At 41.8% G+C, this 16,596-nt stretch carries 16 protein-coding genes; 5 read left to right on the top strand and 11 right to left on the bottom strand.

From position 1 onward, the window contains the following. Window positions 1-6 precede the first annotated feature (6 nt). The 3 genes from ribD to P2W73_RS18410 all read left to right on the top strand — a co-directional run bounded on the left by ribD (window position 7) and on the right by P2W73_RS18410 (window position 2,218). Window positions 7-1,086, top strand: coding sequence for a bifunctional diaminohydroxyphosphoribosylaminopyrimidine deaminase/5-amino-6-(5-phosphoribosylamino)uracil reductase RibD (gene ribD, locus P2W73_RS18420; protein WP_276503560.1), 1,080 nt, complete (start codon window positions 7-9; stop codon window positions 1,084-1,086). Continuing rightward, complete coding sequence (locus P2W73_RS18415; protein ID WP_276503559.1) at window positions 1,083-1,688, top strand: IMPACT family protein; 606 nt, start codon at window positions 1,083-1,085, stop codon at window positions 1,686-1,688. The genes ribD and P2W73_RS18415 overlap by 4 nt, the downstream gene beginning before the upstream one ends. A 119-nt stretch (window positions 1,689-1,807) precedes the next feature. Beyond that, window positions 1,808-2,218, top strand: a complete 411-nt coding sequence (locus tag P2W73_RS18410; protein WP_276503558.1) for a DoxX family protein — start codon at window positions 1,808-1,810, stop codon at window positions 2,216-2,218. Between the two features lie 66 nt (window positions 2,219-2,284). On the opposite strand, the gene P2W73_RS18405 is transcribed toward P2W73_RS18410, so the two are convergent. From P2W73_RS18405 to P2W73_RS18365, 9 genes are all read right to left on the bottom strand, one after another. Further along, window positions 2,285-3,421, bottom strand: a complete 1,137-nt coding sequence (locus tag P2W73_RS18405) for a Gfo/Idh/MocA family protein (protein WP_276503557.1) — start codon at window positions 3,419-3,421, stop codon at window positions 2,285-2,287. 112 nt (window positions 3,422-3,533) lie between these two features. After that, on the bottom strand, window positions 3,534-4,868 hold the full coding sequence (locus tag P2W73_RS18400; protein ID WP_276503556.1) for a GntP family permease: 1,335 nt from the start codon (window positions 4,866-4,868) through the stop codon (window positions 3,534-3,536). 100 nt (window positions 4,869-4,968) lie between these two features. After that, entirely contained in the window at window positions 4,969-5,763 is a 795-nt protein-coding gene (locus P2W73_RS18395) for an SDR family NAD(P)-dependent oxidoreductase (RefSeq protein WP_276503555.1), read from the bottom strand. 71 nt (window positions 5,764-5,834) lie between these two features. Beyond that, window positions 5,835-6,305 (bottom strand): group II truncated hemoglobin, encoded by a 471-nt coding sequence (locus P2W73_RS18390; RefSeq protein ID WP_276503554.1) that lies wholly within the window; start codon window positions 6,303-6,305, stop codon window positions 5,835-5,837. 47 nt (window positions 6,306-6,352) lie between these two features. Further along, the gene (locus tag P2W73_RS18385; protein WP_439145496.1) at window positions 6,353-7,534 is read right to left on the bottom strand and encodes an RNA polymerase sigma factor; all 1,182 of its coding nucleotides are present in this window, start codon (window positions 7,532-7,534) and stop codon (window positions 6,353-6,355) included. Between the two features lie 97 nt (window positions 7,535-7,631). Next, a complete protein-coding gene (locus P2W73_RS18380) occupies window positions 7,632-7,973 on the bottom strand; it encodes a YciI family protein (protein WP_276503552.1) in 342 nt (113 codons plus the stop codon). Window positions 7,974-8,144: 171 nt separating this feature from the next. After that, on the bottom strand, window positions 8,145-8,639 hold the full coding sequence (locus P2W73_RS18375; RefSeq protein ID WP_276503551.1) for a peptidase associated/transthyretin-like domain-containing protein: 495 nt from the start codon (window positions 8,637-8,639) through the stop codon (window positions 8,145-8,147). Between the two features lie 174 nt (window positions 8,640-8,813). After that, complete coding sequence (locus P2W73_RS18370; protein ID WP_276503550.1) at window positions 8,814-9,602, bottom strand: hypothetical protein; 789 nt, start codon at window positions 9,600-9,602, stop codon at window positions 8,814-8,816. A 465-nt stretch (window positions 9,603-10,067) separates the two neighbouring features. Next, window positions 10,068-10,556 (bottom strand): cupin domain-containing protein, encoded by a 489-nt coding sequence (locus tag P2W73_RS18365; protein ID WP_276503549.1) that lies wholly within the window; start codon window positions 10,554-10,556, stop codon window positions 10,068-10,070. 713 nt (window positions 10,557-11,269) lie between these two features. Between P2W73_RS18365 and P2W73_RS18360 the strand changes: the two genes are divergently transcribed. Then, on the top strand, window positions 11,270-14,413 hold the full coding sequence (locus P2W73_RS18360; protein WP_276503548.1) for a TonB-dependent receptor: 3,144 nt from the start codon (window positions 11,270-11,272) through the stop codon (window positions 14,411-14,413). A gap of 124 nt (window positions 14,414-14,537) precedes the next feature. Here the strand turns inward: P2W73_RS18360 and P2W73_RS18355 are convergent, their stop codons facing one another. After that, window positions 14,538-15,281, bottom strand: coding sequence for a phosphatase PAP2 family protein (locus tag P2W73_RS18355; RefSeq protein ID WP_276503547.1), 744 nt, complete (start codon window positions 15,279-15,281; stop codon window positions 14,538-14,540). Window positions 15,282-15,490: 209 nt separating this feature from the next. Between P2W73_RS18355 and P2W73_RS18350 the strand changes: the two genes are divergently transcribed. Beyond that, the gene (locus P2W73_RS18350; RefSeq protein ID WP_276503546.1) at window positions 15,491-15,709 is read left to right on the top strand and encodes a hypothetical protein; all 219 of its coding nucleotides are present in this window, start codon (window positions 15,491-15,493) and stop codon (window positions 15,707-15,709) included. Window positions 15,710-15,962: 253 nt separating this feature from the next. Here the strand turns inward: P2W73_RS18350 and P2W73_RS18345 are convergent, their stop codons facing one another. Further along, a complete protein-coding gene (locus tag P2W73_RS18345; protein ID WP_276503545.1) occupies window positions 15,963-16,571 on the bottom strand; it encodes a zinc-ribbon domain-containing protein in 609 nt (202 codons plus the stop codon). Between the last annotated feature and the right edge of the window lie 25 nt (window positions 16,572-16,596).

Genomic DNA, 16,596 nt, shown 5'->3' with positions numbered 1-16,596 from the left:
CTATATTTGCAGGCTAATTTAGATGTATTGACAGCTCACGATATATATATGACCCGATGCCTGCAACTGGCGAAACTGGGAACCGGCTATGTGGCTCCCAACCCTATGGTAGGGGCGGTGCTTGTATATGAGGATAAGGTCATTGGTGAGGGCTGGCACCAGCGATATGGTGAAGCTCATGCGGAAGTGAATTGTATTCGCCAGGCTATTGAAAATGGTTATGAGGATCTTTTCCCGAAATCAACACTATATGTCTCACTTGAACCCTGCGCCCATTTTGGCAAGACGCCGCCTTGCGCCGACCTTATTATAAAGCATCATATTCCGAGGGTAATAATAGGCTGCAGGGATCCTTTTAAAGAAGTGGATGGTAAGGGAATAGAAAAGCTAATTGCAGCAGGCATCCAGGTTGAAACGGGAATCCTGGAAAAACAGTCAACGGAGCTTAACAAGCGATTTTTTACTTTTCACCAGCAACAGCAACCCTACATTATATTAAAATGGGCGCAGACGGCTGCTGGCAAAATTTCTTCCGGCACAGATAAAAGATTGCTCATAAGCAATGACTGCAGTAACCGGCTTGTTCACAAATGGCGAAGCCAGGAAAATGCTATTATGGTCGGCACTAATACGGCTTTACTGGATAACCCGACTTTGACGAATCGGCTTTTTACCGGCCCATCACCTTTGAGGCTTGTACTGGATATCAACCTGCGATTGCCTTCTTCTCTTAATATATTTAATGGCAACCCACGGACGATAATCTTTAATTCAATCAAACAGGAGGAAACAGGCAGTCTTCTCTATTGCCGGTTAAACGGCGACGGGAGTGTAGTCAGTCAAATGATGCAAGCATTGTACCAATTGAAAATCCAAAGTGTTTTGGTGGAAGGTGGTGCAAGATTATTACAATCCTTTATACAGGAGGAATTGTGGGATGAAGCCAGGATTATTCAAAGTGCAACGCAGACGGTTGAACATGATGAAAAAGGGTTGCAGGCTCCCTGTTTATCAAATGCTATACTGGAAAAAACCTTCAACCTGCAGGGAGACACTATCAACATATTTAAACGAATACAAAATTGATTCCTGATTATTACAACACGATTGAACAACCTTCAACAGCTGAATTTAAGGACCGGGGTAGTAAGTTTATTAGCTTTGCGTTCCCGGTTGCCGATATCAATGACTTCAAGGAAAAGTTAACTCTTGTAAAAAAAGGACATCCCAAAGCTACTCATCACTGTTTCGCTTATCGGATAGGATTGGATGGCGCTACTCATCGGGTCAGCGATGATGGAGAACCTTCAGGCTCTGCCGGCAGGCCTATACTTGGCCAGATAGACAGCAAACAAATGACTAATGTTTTGATCATTGTCGCCCGGTATTTCGGCGGAACATTACTGGGTGTGCCCGGATTGATCAACGCCTATAAGAGTGCAGCGGCGCTGGCTTTGCAGGTAACGCCATTGGTGCAGAAACCGGTGTTGATTCAATACCGCCTGCAATTTGACTATACACAGATGAATGAGGTGATGATGATCGCTAAGCAATTTGATTGCCATGTCACCAGACAGGAGATGAATTTATTTTGTTCTTTGCAAATCGGTATTCCTAAAAACAGGTTGGATGAGGTGTTATATAAGCTCAATGATCTTCGCAATGTTGAAGTAGAAAAATTAAATTAGCCGCTGAGTTTTTTAACGGTTTCCTCTTACCAATTAACGCTCAAAAATTGTTGTGTAAAAAAAGCTGTTTAATAAATGCCGGAAAGTGTGTAACTTAAAAGCATCAAAAAGCTCTTTTTATGAACCAACACATTATCTCACGCATAGCCGTTTGGCTATTGGCCATTGTAATGATCGTTTTTGGTATACAGCATTTTAAATACCCGAAGGAGATGATGAGTTTTGTGCCCACCTATCTGCCAGGTGGTGTTATTTGGGTTTATTTTGTTGGTGCTGCATTTATCCTCGCAGCTATTTCTTTTATCATCAACCGTTATGTATCCCTTGCGGGGTACCTGTTGGCCGCTATGCTTATCCTGTTTGTGATATTGATACACTGGCCCAATTATTCACAAGCCGGGGACCTGGTGGAAAAGCGGATGAACTTCACCAATTTGCTGAAGGATACAGCTATTGCCGGCTTTGCGTTGTATATCGCCAGCAATACCAACCATCAGCGGTTGAATGTTTTCGATGATGAGAAGAAATAACTAATCAACGCCTGCTTTTTGAGATGAAGCGCCTATTGCGAAATAATCATTTCGGAACAGGATTGCTTACCGCAAATTGGAAAGCATAATTGTTTTTCCTGATTTGGCTGATTCACTGGCAGCTTCTAATATCCGCACTACCATTACATTGTTCTCCAGTGAATACAAGCCATATGCCGGCACTCGAATTTTATTTCGCACTACATCTGCGAAGTAGGAGATAGGGTCATCATATACGCCCATTTTTTTAGCGGTTAGCTGCAGGCTTTTTTCTGGTTCCGCTTCCTTATTTTTTAAACGCAATGTCGAATTGTTGACGGCAATAGCATACCCTGTTTCGCCATACACTTCCATGTCTTTTCGGCTAAACGGCCAGTTCCAGGAAGCCTGGATAATGCATTGCGCCGATGGATAAGTGACAATGATGGTTGCCTCATCATCTACTTTTGGATAAATATGAGGTTTAAATTGTTGGGTAATGGCCGTGACAGAAACCGGTTTTTCGCCACGCATCAAATAGGTCATCAGGTTGGCGCCATAGCAACCGAAATCGATCAAAGCGCCACCGCCATTTTGTATGGGGTCGGTTAGCCAATCCAAAAATTCTTTATTGACGCCGATTTCCTTCGGCCCTTTATGACCATCATGAATCACTACTTTTTTTATAGCACCCATGTAGTTACTGTCGTTGGCCAACTGGTATACTTTCTCGGTGGTAGGGTACCATGATGTTTCATAATTTGTCAGCAACAAAATGTTATGCTTTTTTGCAAGCTGCTCCATCTTTAACGCATGTGCAAGGTTGGTAGCCATCGGTTTCTCCACCATCACATGTATTCCTTTAGGTGCACAGGCTTCTACAACCGCCATATGTTCATAGATAGAACCGAATGCTACTACTGCTTCAGGTTTTGTTGCTGCCAGCATTTTTTCCAAGTCTGTATAGAACAGGGCCGGGTTTATGTTGAATGATTTGGCGTATCGCTTTGCGAGATCAGTGTTTGGCTCATAGATACCCACCAACACAATATCTGGCTTAGGTTTTCGGCCTAATATAAAACCAGCATGCCCATGTGTAATGCCCGCTACTGCTATACGAACCGGGGCGGTGCCCGTTGTACTTTGTGCTTCCATTGACTGGCTAATTGTAATTGCCCCCGCCAGGCTGGTAATGATTAAAAGTAATTGCTTAGCAACAGACATGTTAAATGCTTTTTTAAACGTACAGAATGAGTAATGAGTACTTGAAAATAATTTTTTATTCTCATTAAATGCGCCTGGTGCTTTTTTAAAATTAAACTGTTGGCCGGTTTATTTACGACATAATAACAAGTGACAAGATCCAAATCAACAAAATGGCCGTTAGTCCCATGATGATAGTGGCAACGGAATATACCTTCAGCATCGCTTTCATATCGATGCCGCCGAATTTGGCAATGACCCAGAAATAAGAATCATTGGGATGGGACACAATCATTGATCCGGCGCCCATGGCCAGTGCGCAAAGAAGTTTCCCATTTTCAGAATCGAGACCTAGTACCGGCAATAAGGGCAATACAATAGAAGCAGCAGTAATAATAGCTACGGTTGATGAACCCTGAGCTGTTTTTAATAGAAATGCTAACAGGAACGGAAAGAATAGGCCAATACTGCTTAACCATGGCATCGACGCAAAATGATTCCCCATATTGGTGGAAGCTAATATGGCTCCAAATGCGCCACCGGCGCCGGTAATCAATAAGATCGTGCCGGCTTTTTCCAAGGCTTCATGCATTAACTTACTGATACTTCCCTTCTGCCAACCTTTTTGGGCTGTTAATGCCAATAGAACGGCTATCAACAATGCAATAACAGGATCACCTAATGCAAGAAGATTTTTCATCCATGGCTGGGATGCATGAGGAGTTGTAATAAAAAATGACCTTGCTGCGATCAGTACAATGGGCACGATCACTGGCAGGAAAGATTGTTGAACGGAGGGGTATACTTTGTTTTCAACAATAATTTCTTCATCGTCAAATGCAGAATGCGTAATTTTTTTTCCTGCATATGCCGCCCACCCGTGACCAACCAGCATTACCGGAAAAGCGATAATGATTCCGAATAAAATTATTTTGCCTATATCGGCACCAATAGCACCTGCCGCTGCCGCAGCTCCCGGATGCGGCGGCAACAGGCAATGCACCACGTATAAACCAGATGCCAGTGATACACTCATGGTAACGGCCGAAATTCCTGTTCTTTTGATCATCGATTTGTTCAAGCCGCTAAGTACAATAAACCCGGAATCACAAAATACCGGTAAGCCTACAATGAAGCCGGTAATGCCAAGAGCTAACGAAGCATTTTTTTCGCCGGCTCTTTTCAGAATGTATTCCGCCATCACTTTGGTGCTGCCCGTATGTTCAAGTAATAGTCCAAGCAAAGTCCCTAATACAATCAGGAAGCCGAGTGACTGCATGGTATTTCCAAAACCTGTTTTAGAAATAGCGATCAATTCAGGCAGGGATAGTTGAATGCCTAACCCGGTAATAAGACAGGCTATCAACATGGCAAAAAATGCGGGCAGTTTTGACCGTGTAGTTAAGAAAATGATCACCAATATGCCGGCAAGCATAGAAAGGATCACCTGCAATAAAGACACATTCATCTAAACAAGATAAGGAAATATATGCTTGCAGGCGGAAGCAACCGAGTCGGTATTGCTTGTGCAGCCGCAGATTCATATGTTTTAACCTGTAAACTCTATTTTATAAAATAGATCGTATCAATCCGCCATCTGTGCGAATAGCTGCACCATTGGTAGCCGAGGCAAGCGGACTCGAAAAATACACTACTGTATCAGCAACCTCTTCTATAGATGCGAAACGCCGGAGCAGTGAAGTAGGCCGCATATTGGTGAAAAAATCTTTTTCCACCTGTTCAACCGAACCATTATTTGCTTTGGACAAATCTTCAATAAATGTTCCCACGCCTTTCGATTTTGTTGGGCCGGGCAAAATTGAATTGACCGTCACATTGGTTCCCTTTGTTAACTCGGCTAAGCCCCGGCTTATGGAAAGTTGAGCGGTCTTGGTCATGCCGTAATGGATCATCTCATCCGGGATAAAAACAGCTGACTCACTTGAGATGAAAATGATGCGCCCCCAATTCTTCTTAAGCATTTTTGGAAAATAATGTCTCGACAATCGTACCCCGCTCATCACGTTGATTTCAAAAAAACGAAACCAATCTTCGTCGGGTATATCTGCAAATGGTTTTGGTTCAAATATGCCGGCATTATTAATTAAAATATCCACGTCTTCTACTTCGCGGATGAGTTTGTTTACTTCTTCCACTTTAGAAAAATCAGCGACTACGCCTGAAACCTTTGCCCCATGCACGGATGATTTTAATTCTTCGATTGCTTTGCCGACACTTTCTTTGGATCTTCCATTAATAATAACCCTGGCGCCTTCCTGCAAAAACCTGTTGGCAATTGCAAAACCAATACCAGCCGTAGAGCCGGAAATCAACGCTGTTTTGTCTTTCAATTGTAAATCCATTTTCATTTATTTAAGAATGATCGAAATGCAAGTGAAGGCAGCAATGCGTTGATCCCGGATTTTATCTGCGATTATGGTTGATAAGGACCTTTTGTTTCACCCCAACCCCAGGTTGGCATGGGTTCGTTTTCATTGATCGGATTATTTGTAGTGGTAGAATTTATTACAGCAATCCGGCTTCCCCATTCGAGGTAACCTACAAATGCCGAACGAAATTCCGGATCATCAGCAAGACCTGTTTCATCTGCTGTATCCAGCAAAAGCTTCATCCATTGTTTTCGTTTTGGCTCATCCAGCATTTTGCCTAAATGATGCGCTACCATAATCGCATGGGTTCCTTTATCTCCATTTGTATAGAGAGGAGGACCACCAAATACTTCGGCGATAAAATGTGCGACATGTCTGCTATGCTCTGCCGACATGGTTTTAAAAACCGGCCCTAGTAATTCATCTTTTAAAACCTTATCATAGAAAACCCGGGTTAGATTCTCAAATGCTTCTTTTCCCCCGGCCCATTCGTATAAAGTTGGTATAGGATTCATGGTAAATCATTTGAATGACTGAAAGACATATCAACAAAATATTTTTCTTATTGTTCATCCAGTTTATCCAGTTTCTTCTGAATGCTCAATTTGTCCGGCTGTGTTTTAGCCAGTTCAAGGGCCTTCCTGAAATTTGTTTTCGCCTTTTCATTATCGACATCAGTATAAAGCTCACCCAGCAATACAAAATAGAAATGATTGTTGATCAGTTTTAATTTTTCCGCTTCGGTAATGGCTTGCTGCTTGCCGTTGGCTTTTGATAAAGCAAATGTCCGGTTGAGTGCAGCAATAGGAGAGTACTCCAACTGAAGCAGCCTGTTGTAAAGTTGTAAAATGCTTTCCCATTTTTCATGGGTATCGGGTTTTTGTGTATGCCAATAAGCAATGGTTGCCTCCAGGTGATATTTTGAAAGTTTATCGCCCGTGCTGGCATGATGCAGGTAGGAGGCGCCTTTGCCTATCAATTCATCATTCCAAAGACTGGTGTCTTGCTCATCGTATAAGATCAATTCTCCTTTTTTATCCAACCGGGCTTCAAACCGGGAGGCGTGAAAACACATGAGTGCCAGCAACGCATTTGCTGCTGGCAGGTTCGTATAGTTATTTTCAACCAGCATGGTACAAAGCCGCATTGCCTCCAGGCACAGATCTTTCCGTATCGTTGTATCCTGGCTGCTGGAATAATATCCTTCGCTAAATAATAAATAAATAGTTCTTAATACGGCTTCCATTCGCTTATTCATCTCAGCTATTCCCGGTATTTCTATAGCCACTTTATCTTCTCTTAATTTTTCTTTTGCTCTTTGTAACCGCTTATTGATCGTCTCTTTATTGGTTAAAAATGCATTGGCTATTTCCTCGATGCCAAAACCGCAAAGAATGCGAAGTGATAAACCTACCTGCGCTTCCGGTGGTATAGAGGGATGGCAAATGGCAAACATCATTTGCAACTGGCTGTCATGGATGTTTTGTGCTGACAAATCAATTTCATCCTGTTGAATCGGTGTGCCGCTTATTGCCAATTCATTTGAAATCTTACTTTCAAAAAGATGATGCCTTTGTAAATGATTTTTCGTTCTATTTTTTGCCGCAGTATAAAGCCAGGCAACAGGGTTAGTGGGTATACCGTTAAGCGGCCATGTTTGCGCAGCTGTGAGAAAGGTATCACTGGCAATATCTTCTGCAATTTCTATTTGAGCCAGACCAAAGTGTTTACAGAGTACAGACACAATTTTTCTATATTCTGTCCGGAATAGATTCGGTATTAAATCCTGCTGTTGCATAATTAAAAATGCCCCTGCAAATGTACAGGGGCATTCGCCGGTTTTAGTGTCTTACGATCTTTCGCACTTCTACCGTGTTACCTTCTCCCTGTAACACAGGACAGCCTTTGGCAAACTCTACCGCCTCATCCACCGAATCAGCTTTTACAACAACGTAACCGCCAATCGTTTCTTTAATGTCGCCAAAAGGACCATTTGTTACCATTTTGCTGGAATGAACCACTTTTGCATCCTCAAAAGGAAGACCATTGCCATGGCTGAACTTGTTTTGCGCAGCAATGCCACCTATCCAGTCCATGGTTTGCTTCATCCAAACTTGAATTTGCTCTGGCGAGGCTACCTTGTTACCATCCTCATGCCGGAAAATCAGCATAAACTCATCCATAATGTTCTGTTTTAGATTGTTGAATTGATTTTATACCAGTATAACAATCGGACCAGACTCGATTGGACAACAAATGGGAAATACTTAAAAATTTAATTTCCTCTTATCTATATCGGAAGGCAAAGTTCTTGCCGGAGCATGATGGTCCAGGCAGAAAACCTGGTTGACTAATTAATTTATTCTTACCAGGTTTTGCTGCTGCTTTTCATTAAGCTGGTTTTTGTCTAAAATTTTCAACGAGGCATTACCTGCATCGGAGGTACGGTCCAGCGTTTCGATGATCCCATCATTTTCGAGTTTATACATGGCACCCGTAGCGGGATCGATAATGAGAAAGCCAAGCAGCCCGCCAATCAAAATATTACCAAAATACCAGCCATTGAGCTTGCATTCTACATTTATTTTTTTCGTTTCATAGCCATTCAATTGCAGGGTGATGGTATATGATTCTTTGGCGAAAAATCCGGCCCCTGATTTCAGTTTCATAGCGACAGGCGTCTTTCCCCGGAATACTTCTCTACCCCTTTTGTTAGTAATGGAAACCCGGGCGCCTTCGGGCTCTGTAGTAACTGAAAAAGGCCAGCTGCTCTTGCTAACGATGGAGGCGCAGCCTGGAAATAACAATATCACAGGAATCACAAATAAAAATCTTTTAAAATGAGTCATAAGGTTGGTTCGTTTTAAATAATGCAATAAGATGGCGGGCAAATATAATATTGAGTTTTTGGTATTAAAAGAGGCGCTGATAAAATATCGTTATTGACTGCAATAGTTAACAAAACGGCTTTGTTTTTTTAAAACAAAGCCGCCAAAAAAAGAAATAGTGTTTGAAAATGATAGTTAATCACAGTTCAATCGCCAGATCATCCCAATTTTCAGGTTGAGCAGGCGCAAAGGACTATTATATACTTCCGCCAGTTGATGCTCATGAATAGTCTGTGTGGATACATTGACAAAGCGAATGTTCAGTGGAACTGTTTTATCCGGAATCGGTGCCGGGTTATTGGGATCGTTGTGCACATGTTCTTTAATATCTTTTACATTGATATAGTTGAGCCGGGTTCCATGTGCCTGGTTGATGGAAAAATCGATCCAGGCGTTGCTTGGTTTTTTCTTGCTACTTACATCTATCCGTAGACCGGCTCCGTATTCAGCAAAAAAACTATGATCGCGGATTGGCGTTTTTTTGTCGAGTGGCTTGCAGTCATCCTCATTTTCAGGATCGGCGACAATTACCTTGCTGAAAAAGTTTGCATAACCCAACTTGCCCGACAGGTACGGATTCCATTTTGCTTCCTTATGTAATTGAAAGCGGGTTGCCAAACCGGCGGAAGCTACATTGCTGCTATATGTTACTTCGGTGGTAGTACCCGAGCCATCGGGAAAGCGGATATCCTGGTCTTTGGAAAAAAAAGCATATTGGCCAATGCCGGCTTCCACGCCAACAGAAAGCTGTTTAATTTTTTTCAAGGGTGACATGAAAATGAAATTCATGTTGTGCGCCGGCTTGATATTTTGGTGCATTTCCTGCAGGGGAAGCGACAGGGAGTATGACACTCCTGCTTCCATTTGTGCAGGGGCAACACTACTGGTTGCTATAAATGCAATAAGCAGGTAGAAAGGTTTCATATATGTGTGTTTTTGATTGTTCCTGAAATCCAGGTTATCCATAGAAGGGATTTCGACAGAAAGAGAGAAGCTTTGACGTTTTACAGGGCTGGGTAAATCCTTCTCTAAGCTACGACAATAAACTACCGGATCAATAAGTTCATTTGATAAAATGTCTAAAGGAAATGATAAAAAGCTTCGATATCTATCCGGCAAAAAACTGTTGTATGAATGATGCCAACTTCAGCCCAACCTTTTAAATTTCTCCCGTGGTGAAAAAAATTAATGGAGCTGTCTCAAAAGGCTTTTAATTTCACGGATACTCCGGCTCCGCTCAGTATCGCAAAGTGAAAAGCGACGCAAAGAAAGAAAAGCGGTTTTCAAATCGTTGCGATCCTTGCCTGCCGTCAGGCAGGTTTGCTTTCTTAGCGTCCCTGCGGGAAACTACTTTTGAGACAGCCTCTTGTGAATTGCTTTTCTTGATTCTCATTTCTTCCGTGGATCATCGGCCGGATTAATATACGTGATCTCGAAAGGTCCCATGGCATGCACTTGTATAGTGCAGCCTTCTCTGGTAAAAGCATAGTGGGCTGTTTTTGCGGGTAGAGAAGAAAATCCGCCGGTCTTGAGCTGAATGGCCTTTTGTTCGTCTAAACTTTCACCCATGCCCATATAAAGGTTACCTTCCAGTACGGTAACATGTTCTGTTGTAGGATGCCAGTGAGCCGGTATCCTATAATTGGCCGGCATGACAGCCCTGAGTGTAAACGTGCCTTCCCTGGAGGGATCTCCTTCTAAAACAACAACCTTTACCCCCTTGGGAAGACCGGGCGGGCCATCTACCCAATTTAGATCGGTACTATTCAATATCACATGGCTTTTTGTGGGGTGGGTCATTCCGGAAGGATTTTGCGCCGATAGTGAAAGATGACAGGAAAAGATAAGTATGATGGCAAAAAACAGGATTTTTTTCATAAAGTCTCCTTTGTTTTTTTGATTGAAAGAACTATATCGGATTGCTTATTAAAGGTAAGGACAATCATAGCCGTTTAAGTTTTTGTGCAAATGTTTTCGGCCCGCTTTCGTCGAAGCGATGATGCCGAAAATAATGTCCCCGATGTATCGGGGTCCGAATAAAGCCTGACCTGGCCCATCAGAAACCGGCTTCAATCTTGTCAGGAAAGGAGAGATGGCAGGGAAATGACTCCGGCTGGTCAATGCAGTCTGGGGTTGCTGGCAAAAAATCTCTTGGAGACGACCGGAATTTGATAACTTTGTGTCGCAGTCTTCCCTCTGAAAGCATAGAATTTAATTCCACAGTTCCGTTCTCCCTCTGAAACGACGTATTCTATTATTCACATTTAAATTCTTTGCGTATGAAAAAACTCAACTCTCTATTGCACGATGAAAACGTAGTAGCCACAATCGTTATCGCATCTGTATTCCTGATTACGGCTATTATTACGGTCTGGGCTATTGTCAATTCCTAAATTGACGTGACACTGAATTCAAAAACCAGCTTTCGGGCTGGTTTTTTTGTGCAAATAATCAATGAATCTGCGCAATTTCAAACCACTATTATCATTCTCTTTAGCCGGTCAATCATTTATCAAAATAAAGGTTTGGTAAACTTTATTTAACCTTATGTACATATTGGGCTTATAGCTTCGCTGTTCAAAAATCAAGTAATGCAAAAAGCCCTTGTACTCATTCTAACTGCAGTATTTTTTGTCTGTAATCCTTATCTTCTGTCTGCTCAAACCACACAAGCTTCATTTACGGGAAAAGTAACTGATGCAGAAAATAAACCATTAACCGGCGCCAGCATCAGGATAAAAAATGAATCCACCGGTTTTACTTCTACTACTATCAGCAATGCCAAAGGTGATTATGTTTTTAAAGAATTACCGCTTGGCGGGCCGTATACTATTATCGTTTCATATACCGGCTTTACCGAACAGCAAAAACCCGATTATATCCTTAACCAGGGCGATGTGGTAACAGTAAGCTTTGCCTTGGAAAACCAGGTTAAAGAGATCAATGCTGTTACAGTTTCATCAAACCGTATAAGGGGTAAAGTTGAAAACATGGGGGCGGCTACTGCCATCTCATCCAGGCTTATTACCCGCATGCCTTTGAACGGAAGAAATTTTACCAGCCTGATGGATCTTTCTCCTTTGAGCCGCGGTGGCAACCTGATGGGGCAACTAGGTTCTTCTACCAACTATACCATTGATGGTATGACTGCAAAGAATCCCACATCTGCCGGCTCTACCACCAGCCGCAGCGGCGCTCCTTATTCCATCTCTATTGAAGCAGTAAGAGAGTTTAAAGTAGTAACCAATCAATACGATGTAACTTATGGTCGTAGTGGCGGTGGCACTGTAAGCGCTGTTACCAAGTCTGGTACCAACACATTAAGTGGTTCCGTTTTTGGCTATGGCCGTGCCAACTGGTTGTCCAGTCCTTATGATATCAGGGGCAACAAACGGAACAATGATTATTCTACTTATCAGTATGGGTTCTCCTTAGGTGGGCCTATTATTAAAAATAAACTTCATTTTTTTGTAGCATGGGATCACCAGGTAGACAATCGTTCGCTGGTGATTGCCGATGTTCAATCGCCTGCGGATGAAAATCGTTTTAATGTTACCCGCAAAACACTTGACTCCATTGTTAAAATAGGTCGTGAAAAATACGGGCTTCCCAATACGCCACAATATGGCTCGTTTGATAAAAGACGTAATTCAGACGCTGCATTTCTACGGCTTGACTGGCAGTTGAATCAAAAGAATCTTTTGACTATTCGCAATAATCTCACCAACGATGTAAACAAACTCGGCCTGACAGATAATACAGCTATCAACCTGTACGAGTCTACAGGTAATGATTTTAACATCGACAATAGCTTCCTGGTTACATTGCGTTCGGCTATTAATTCAAAATTGACCAATGAATTGAAGGTGCAGCACCTCTACACTTATCAAAGCAGTGAGCCGGGCGATGCATTGCCCAAAGCCAATATCCCAAGAGCTATTATTGAAAGAGTGCCTTCGGAAATAAATGGCGCCATACGCAATACGTCTATCCAGTTTGGCGGGCATCGCTTTGCACAGGAATGGTTTCGGAATAATGTATTGCAGTTAGTGAATAATGTTTATTACAACACTAATTCTATTAAATACACTTTTGGTACTGACCTGATGTACACCCGTGCCCGGTCAGTATATGGCAGTGAAGTAAATGGTCGCTTTCATTATGACGGCATTCAGAATTTTATAGATAACAAACCTTATCGCTTCTTCAGGGAAGTACCTCTTAATGCAGACAACAGTGTTGTTTCTAATATCTATAATCTTGGCTTGTATGCACAGATGCAAACAAGAGCCGGCAAAGGAGTTGAGATCACTGCAGGCTTGCGGGCTGATTATGCTATTTACCCGTCGTCACCATTCAACCAGTTAGTGTTTGATGAATTAAATATTCGTACCGATCATAAGTTAAAGTCATTTATTATTCAGCCCCGCTTTCAGCTCACCTGGGATGTGCAGGAAAGACACAGGGATTATGTACGTATTGGCGCCGGTGTATTTGCATCAGATATCAATAACTATATGATCATTAATAACCTTGCTTTTGACGGTAATCACTTAGCAACCGTGGATGTAAGAAGTCCTAATATTCCGACTCCGGATTTTAATGGATACCGTGCCAACCCTGCAACTACTCCTACACTGGAAGACTTCCAGATATCTACCATCAATACCAATGGACCTGATGTAAAGATTCCGGTAGTATATAAAGCCAATGCTTCTTATACACGACTGATTACCGATAAATTGAAAGTGACCCTCAGCGGTTATCTTACATTGGGCAGAAATAATTATGTGTATGTGGACAGAAATATGGTGAATACTCCTTTCTTCACACTGGATGCTGAAGGTGGCCGCGGTGTGTATGTGCCACTGGCTACCATGCCTGCTAATGGTAATGGCGACTGGCAAGAGGGACGCATCAGCAATAAACTGGGGCGAGTGCTGCAACTTAACAGCGATGGTAAAGTAAATCAAATGGCTCTGGTAGCTGACGCAAGCTGGCAGTATTTTAAAGACGGTGAAATATCCGTAAGCTATACATGGAATGATACCAAAGACAACACTTCCTATAACGGAAATGTAGCCAATACTGCAACGCTGGTATTACCGGTGAAAGACGATCCGAGAGACCTTGGCAATATCACCTATTCAGACAACCAGTTCCGTCACAAAGTAGTATTTTATGGCACATCGCCTACCTTTTGGGGTGTTAGCATTGGCCTTCGCTATTCAGGCATTGGCGGCACACGTTATAGTCTTTTATCAGGTGTAAACAGCAATGCCGATTTTGTATCCGGCACCAACGACCTGGCCTATATTTTCGATTGGAAAAACAGCGCTACATCAGCAGATGTGCAAAAAGGTTTGCAGGCTATACTGGACAATCCTAATGCAAGCCAGAGCATCAAAGATTATATCACCAAATATGCAGGTAAAATAGCTGAACGAAACGGTGGCATCAATGGCTTTTATGGTTTCTTTGATCTGCGTGCCATTAAAAGAATATCGTTTGGTAAAAAGCAAAGCCTTGAAATATCAGCCGACCTGTTTAATGTGATGAACCTGATTGATAAGAATAAAGGCAACAGTGAAAATCTGGGCACACAAGCCCTTTATTCCAACAAAGGATTTGATGCAGCCAACAAGCGGTTTAACTATGGCGTTAATACAGCAGGTGTAGCCAATCCCGGCGGCGACCCTTATCAATTCCAGTTGGGATTGCGATACAGCTTTTGATAAACGTTTCTCTTCTTATAGCAAAGCCCCGCACTGCGGGGTTTTGTGTTTGTAAAGTATAAAAAGTGGTAAAGGTGAAGAAGGAAAGAATATCCTTTTGGAAGACTTTTTAGGATTTGATTCATTAGTTCTTTCTTCGTTCGCAAATCTTTTTTTGAATCCAGTTAAAAGCGAAATAGGTAATTTTTGCTGATAATATTCCTATGCCGGCTCCTGCTGCTACATCGGATAGCCAGTGTTTATTATTCAGTATTCGCAATGCTGCTACAGTAGCAGCAAATGTATAACCGCCGATAGAAATCCAAACGCTTTCATCCTTAAACTCCTGGTGCAGTATTTCAGCAGCTAAAAAAGCTGAGGTAGTATGAGCAGAAGGGAAAGACAGGTAATCGGTGCCGTCAGGTCGTTGGATATGAGAGATGCGTTTTGTTTGATCTGTGAGAAAACCATTCAGTGCATTGGCAATGCCAAAAATAATAGTTTGATTCACCCAATTATTTTTATGCCTGACACGGGCCAGGTCCAATACATACATGACGACAATTGGAACGGAGGGCATGTGATCATCAATATCCGTTTTAAAAGAGGAAAAGTTTTTGTGTCTCCATTGCTGCACTTCATGGCTTGATAGAAATAATCCATTGTTGCCAATAGTGGAAATGCCATAACCGATGAGAATTGCAGGCGCAGCAGTGATCCTGAATGCATTGGTTTGATGCCACTTTACAGAAGATTTATTTTTTGAAACATAAAGTGCCGTATCACGGCATAAAATGGTTGAAGGGCTTTGCGAATTGGCGAACTGCCATAGTAAAATGCAAAGGAGGAAAAATATTCTTTTTATGGGATGAGTATTTCTTTCGCACATATAATCCTTCCATTACTCACAGACTCATACTTAAGGTACGGAAGTTTAGCGGTAACCGGAAAAACGGTGAGTTGGCAAGTTGCCTGGCTAGGGACGGCACGGTTTCAAACCGTCATCCTGGTACGTTGTTTTAATATTTTAGCTTGAATGTTATTTTGCAAAGATTTGACCGTCTTTCGGTAATTTCAGCAAACAACAATTTGCAAGCAGTGGCATATAGAAAACTATCTGTAAAGCTGCCCCGTCAGCCATTAATTAATCAGCGTCCCTGGTTGATCGTTGGGTTACTATTGGCTCTTATTTTTTTACTGGCAACTGCCTATGCATATTTCAATTATAAATACAAATCCGCGAATGCTTTGCCGGACATACATAACGCAAGTTTGAATCAACCTGAAAAACCTGCAAATCAAAAACTCACCACATAGGTATATAATAACATAGAAAGAACACACATAGATGTTTTGTAACAGATTCTATGTGCCACTTATGTTTTTCCTATGCGGTGAAACAACTTTTGAAGTCACGATAAAGAGTTTGAAAGAATAGCCGATGAATAAATACTTACTGATTTTCTTTTCCCAAAACAGCCTTGCGAATAAAAAATCGCAGATAATTTCTCAGACTTTATTCTATAAATAATAAAATTCACAGTTCCCTGGAGTGAATAGATGTGATCATCTATTTTCTTTCAATATCCATAATTTCACCTTTGTCGAGCATTTGCTGCAAATCTTTTTTAAGAATAGCGAATAAATCTTCTGAATAAGCAGCCTCACCCTTTTTCTTCAGGTCATTTAACCCGGACACTTTATTTGTCTCATAGTTGTTAACCCGAATAAGAACTGAATCTCCCCGCAGGCCATCCACTTTATAAAGAGTATATTGATGGTCTTCCGTTTTAATTTCGAATATGTCGCCGCTTTGTGGTGACAAAATCAGCTTTGCATTCTTTTCATCTTTCTTTTTTTCACTTACGAATGCGAATGCTACCAGGGCCACAATCAGAGCTAGTCCTGAAAACGTCCATTTAGGAGTTTTGCTTTGTTCTTTTAAAGTAGAATAAGACGATAACAAAGAGGATGACATTTGTTTTTCTTTTAACACCTGCTTGCAATGGTTGCATTGACTCAGGGCTGTTTTACTCATTGGAAAAAGCGGTATCCAGAAAACATGGGCATATTTCTGAAAAACATATATTTCCATACTATTCTGTGTGCCGCAGTTAGGGCATTTGTCGGTTAATACTTGTTTGGCAAGTTCTTTAGACCTGGTTCCGTAAATAATCATTATTTAATATGTTAGTGGATTTGGA

Source organism: Terrimonas pollutisoli (genome assembly GCF_029360765.1).
Lineage (GTDB): Bacteria > Bacteroidota > Bacteroidia > Chitinophagales > Chitinophagaceae > Terrimonas_B > Terrimonas_B pollutisoli.
This window is presented reverse-complemented; position numbering and strand designations above follow the sequence as displayed.

Coding starts and splice junctions, on each gene's coding strand:
- P2W73_RS18410 (WP_276503558.1), top strand. CDS start 1,808: ATGAACCAACACATTATCTCACGCATAGCCGTTTGGCTATTGGCCATT.
- P2W73_RS18405 (WP_276503557.1), bottom strand. CDS start 3,421: ATGTCTGTTGCTAAGCAATTACTTTTAATCATTACCAGCCTGGCGGGG.
- P2W73_RS18400 (WP_276503556.1), bottom strand. CDS start 4,868: ATGAATGTGTCTTTATTGCAGGTGATCCTTTCTATGCTTGCCGGCATA.
- P2W73_RS18395 (WP_276503555.1), bottom strand. CDS start 5,763: ATGGATTTACAATTGAAAGACAAAACAGCGTTGATTTCCGGCTCTACG.
- P2W73_RS18390 (WP_276503554.1), bottom strand. CDS start 6,305: ATGAATCCTATACCAACTTTATACGAATGGGCCGGGGGAAAAGAAGCA.
- P2W73_RS18380 (WP_276503552.1), bottom strand. CDS start 7,973: ATGGATGAGTTTATGCTGATTTTCCGGCATGAGGATGGTAACAAGGTA.
- P2W73_RS18375 (WP_276503551.1), bottom strand. CDS start 8,639: ATGACTCATTTTAAAAGATTTTTATTTGTGATTCCTGTGATATTGTTA.
- P2W73_RS18370 (WP_276503550.1), bottom strand. CDS start 9,602: ATGAAACCTTTCTACCTGCTTATTGCATTTATAGCAACCAGTAGTGTT.
- P2W73_RS18365 (WP_276503549.1), bottom strand. CDS start 10,556: ATGAAAAAAATCCTGTTTTTTGCCATCATACTTATCTTTTCCTGTCAT.
- P2W73_RS18360 (WP_276503548.1), top strand. CDS start 11,270: ATGCAAAAAGCCCTTGTACTCATTCTAACTGCAGTATTTTTTGTCTGT.
- P2W73_RS18355 (WP_276503547.1), bottom strand. CDS start 15,281: ATGTGCGAAAGAAATACTCATCCCATAAAAAGAATATTTTTCCTCCTT.
- P2W73_RS18345 (WP_276503545.1), bottom strand. CDS start 16,571: ATGATTATTTACGGAACCAGGTCTAAAGAACTTGCCAAACAAGTATTA.